The organism is Enterobacter cloacae complex sp. S2 (assembly GCF_015159675.1).
GTDB classification, from domain to species: domain Bacteria; phylum Pseudomonadota; class Gammaproteobacteria; order Enterobacterales; family Enterobacteriaceae; genus Enterobacter; species Enterobacter intestinihominis.
Map to the genome: position 1 here is coordinate 1 of NZ_JADDTS010000128.1, position 208 is coordinate 208.

Here is a 208-nt window from a genome sequence, read left to right on the forward strand (position 1 = left end):
AGACCTGTTTTAACGCCTGCCCTGATTTCAGCGCAGGCGTTTTTTTCTTTCGGGGATCCGTCAATGTGAAGGCGGGGGAGAAGGGCTATCGCCCCGCAGGAGGCGATAGCCATGCCAGGTTATGGCTGAGGATTATTCTGCAGCGTCAGCAGCAGTCCATCGCGGCGCATAGCGGCGGCTTCTTCCGGCTGATGCAGGCGGTCCAGGG

The 208-nt window shown here is 59.6% G+C and carries 1 protein-coding gene; it reads right to left on the reverse strand.

The genetic code is table 11. The features are described from left to right. Positions 1-119: 119 nt before the first annotated feature. The coding region (locus tag IPZ49_RS23335) for a hypothetical protein (protein WP_227754144.1) at positions 120-208 on the reverse strand (89 nt) is incomplete at its 5' end.